The 3,615-nt window shown below is 39.1% G+C and carries 3 protein-coding genes and 1 pseudogene; all 4 read right to left on the bottom strand.

Features of this window, described 5'->3' with window-relative positions; all coding sequences use genetic code 11:
- Positions 1–156 precede the first annotated feature (156 nt).
- On the bottom strand, positions 157–1,944 hold the full coding sequence (locus tag ICN46_RS11765) for an ABC transporter ATP-binding protein (RefSeq protein WP_216209078.1): 1,788 nt from the start codon (positions 1,942–1,944) through the stop codon (positions 157–159).
- Positions 1,945–2,000: 56 nt separating this feature from the next.
- A complete protein-coding gene (locus ICN46_RS11760) occupies positions 2,001–2,780 on the bottom strand; it encodes a phytanoyl-CoA dioxygenase family protein (protein WP_216209075.1) in 780 nt (259 codons plus the stop codon).
- Entirely contained in the window at positions 2,773–3,504 is a 732-nt protein-coding gene (locus tag ICN46_RS11755; RefSeq protein WP_216209072.1) for a phytanoyl-CoA dioxygenase family protein, read from the bottom strand. The genes ICN46_RS11760 and ICN46_RS11755 overlap by 8 nt, the downstream gene beginning before the upstream one ends.
- Positions 3,497–3,615 (bottom strand): annotated as a pseudogene (locus ICN46_RS12075) (IS30 family transposase); the annotation flags it as partial. The pseudogene ICN46_RS12075 and the gene ICN46_RS11755, both read right to left, overlap by 8 nt.

The following is a 3,615-nucleotide window of genomic DNA, read 5'->3' as shown; positions in this document are numbered from 1 at the left end:
TCAGTTTGGCTAAGGTGTTGATAGGTCATGGCTACTTTGACTTGCAGGTCTAGAAGCTTTGGATACTAAAACATCCTTAGCCTCCTTACCTAGTTGTTCAAAGTTGCACTTCGTGGTTGAATCCACCAACCATTCCAGCAATGAAATTCACCTATTTTAATTTTTAATCTGCTGATAAGAACATTCGCGTAACAATTCCCCTCGGGACATTTCAAGCACCTTAGTACATCCACTTAAAGTGCTTAGCCTATGAGCAATAATTAGCACGGTTAGATCTGACCCCAACCCATCGATAGCGCTCATGACACTCGCCTCAGTATCACCATCAAGCGCACTTGTGGCTTCGTCGAATATGATTATTTCTGCACGCCTATACAACGCTCTAGCAATTCCAATTCTTTGTCGCTGACCGCCAGACAATCGAACCCCTCTTTCCCCGACTAAGGTACTATAACCACCATCCCACGATTCAATCGTTTCAGCAATTTGAGCCTTGGCAGCTGCTAATCTAACCCTACTAAAATCTATCATGGACTTTGGAATTCCAAAGGCTATGTTTTCTGCAATTGTGCAATCTGCAAGATAAATTGACTGCGGAACATGTGCGATCTTATCCTGCCATGATCGGCTATTAATTGGTGTGATGGCCTGGCCATCAACTTTTAACTGCCCAATATTTGGAGTTAACAAAGCCATGCATATATCTATCAACGTACTTTTGCCACTTCCAGTGGCACCAATAAAACCAACGCGAGATCCTTTTTTTATCTTCAAACTAACATTTTGAATAATCCAAGGGCCCGTCTCTCCATATCGGTAAAAGACTCCGTCTAAAGTTATTTCCTTTTTAAATTCGACATACGTATGCAAAGCCTTAGCCTGATTATCGGGAATGAGCTGGGCAAGTAAGTGCAGGACATCAACTAGTACATCTTTACTGCCTTTGATGGTGGTCCAGGAGTTATAAAACTGCTGCATAAGGGGTAAAATTCTTTGTGCAGCCAAAGCCATTGCCCCAAGGAGTGGGATCGCACCTAGTAAATTATTTCCCCGACTTGAGATCCCAAATGCAATTAGGGCAATGAGCGCCATTCCCATGGACTCCATAATAAATTTAGGGCTATTGCTAATAAACTGATTGCTAGCTTGAGCGCTACGAAGTGATAAATCGGCCGCTTCATAGCTTCTCATATAAGCCTCCTGGCTACCATCAATCAGCACATCCCTAATTCCACCCAACCCCTCCTGCAAAGATTTAATTACTTGCGTTGAATCTTTCGCAATAAGTCGACTATTTCTCTCCAGTCTTGTTTTAGTCAAAACATAAATACCCAAATAAATAATCCCAAATCCAAAAAAAGATGCTAAAGAAACTATAGGCTGGATTAAAAATAGGGCAACGATCACCATAAGAATCATTAAAGTGGCAGTTAAAATCAACAAAACAGGGCTGAGTATTTGATGCATAACCGCCGTAGATTTATTGGTTATTCCGGAAATTATCTCGCTACTGTTACGCGAAACGTGCACGGCATATGGCTGGTAAAGCGTCCTGCGGTATATCTGAATGCCCAAATCTGCACCAGTAGCAAATGAAAGCCTCATGGTCATCCACAGCAGGATGAGCCGAATAACGCCTGATAAAAGTGCTGATATACAAAAAATTATCGTTACCGGTAACAATAATTCACTGGCTTGATCTATCTCAAACCATCTTAAATATGATGAAAAATTATCGTTAAGGAATATTTTTTCTGGGGAAGTAAGTACGCCTAAAAATGGAATTACTGCGCCAATAGAGATGATTTCTGCAAAAGAAGCCAAAATCATTAAGAGAAATAAATATAAAAATTGATTTCTACGACGGCGATCTACGTAACCCCATAGCGTACTCAGCAATTCAAAAATTTGTTTTTGATCATTTGATTTTGTGTTGTTGAACATCAAAATAGTGACCTATTTATGCTCGCCATAGATTTAAACCAATTCAAAAAACGCATTTACTTATCATTCAAAATTCGATTTACGCTACGAGTATATGCCGTTGGATACCCCCTTTGGATAAAGGACTCCTCATCAGCATTGTCGTATCTTGTGCTTAACGCAATACGAAAACTCCCGTCCCCCTTGCTACATAACCCGGTTCTATGAACCGTAAAGTAGCTCATAAAGATTACGTCCCCCTCTTGAACCTTTACAGCCTCAAACTCATTCACCGCATATGATTTAGGATCAATCTCCCATGGGGAGTGCTCATCTCCTTTTAATGGGTACATTCCATATTTATGGCTTCCTGCTATAACCTCAAGTGGATAATTATTTTGATCAACATCCATTAATGGTATCCATATTACTAACCCATCTCTTGAGCCCCCAACAGAAGGCCAATCTTGATGAACTGAGATCCCATAATATCCGCCGGGTATTTTTAATTTATCACCCATTACGTGGGCTACTTGCCCCCCTGGCAAATAAATATCTCTCCAGCCGAAATTATCAAATAGATAATTTCTAATGCTAGGAAAATTCAGAAAATCGCTAACTACCTGCTTCCTCCACAATGATGAAGTAACTGCTAAGTATTTTTCAATACTCACATCGAAAAGTCTTTGCATGCTCTCCTTTAAATCAACTCCAGGGGATGAACCTACGCTTCCTAGAACATGATCAAAAGTTTTTTTAATATTTAGAGTTACATTCTTAATTTCATTTTTATCTATTAAATCCTTCGCAATCAAAAATCCATCATTATTGAACTTACTTATTAAGTCATTATTCATATTCGATACCCTTATTTACCGGTCTCCACATACCATCGTACCCAACTCGAGATGATGAAGATGCGTTAATTTTCGATGGAGTAACACTTGCTGCGCCTAATAATAGCTTTTGATTATTTGTCAAGTCACTAAATATTTTTCGATCTACGAGCTCATATAAACTGAATTGTTGTTTACACCACCAGCATCTATATGTAAGTAAAATAGTCCATGCTGGTGACCCTGACATCGAATCATATTCCCTTGTTCCATGGTGAAGCTGGCTTGAAAATAAAACTAAATCACCGGGCCTAATTTCAATATCCAATGATTTTTTATAGTCTGTTGCACCCTCTAATGGAAATTTTCCGCTTTTGTGAGACCCAGGTATCACCATTAAGCAACCGTTCTTTAGTCCTACATCCCCTATTGCAAAAAACCCCTGCACAGACCAGGTTGAAAACCCCTCAGTCACCATTCGAGTGTCAACATGAAATGGTAACGCTACATTTCCAGCCCGAGCATTTAGCTGTGCAAGTACAAAATTAGGGTCCTCATCTGGAACCAATTTGTAATAAGGATCATCCAAGAAATATTTCAATATTTTTAGATGATCACCTGTAGTTGCAATATCAATAAATATCTTCTCATATGCCACTAAATTATTGATCATTTGATCATTTTTGATTAAATTTTGAAATCCAACTGGTGCTCCTGACTTAAAATATTCCGTAGATTCAAACACGAAGTGCAACACGGTTTAAGGACTGCATAAATACTTCATTGGGGGTTTTAAATCCTAATCGTTTTCTAGGTCGGTTGTTTAAACGGTCTTGGATCATTCTAAGCTCCTTAT

This window comes from Polynucleobacter sp. Latsch14-2 (genome assembly GCF_018881925.1).
In the GTDB taxonomy this organism is placed as follows: domain Bacteria; phylum Pseudomonadota; class Gammaproteobacteria; order Burkholderiales; family Burkholderiaceae; genus Polynucleobacter.
Note: the sequence above shows the minus strand (reverse complement) of the source record. Positions and strands in the feature narration are given on the sequence as shown.

Excerpts from the sequence above, each read along its gene's own strand:
- ICN46_RS11760 (WP_216209075.1), bottom strand. The coding sequence starts at position 2,780 with ATGAATAATGACTTAATAAGTAAGTTCAATAATGATGGATTTTTGATT.
- ICN46_RS11765 (WP_216209078.1), bottom strand. The coding sequence starts at position 1,944 with ATGTTCAACAACACAAAATCAAATGATCAAAAACAAATTTTTGAATTG.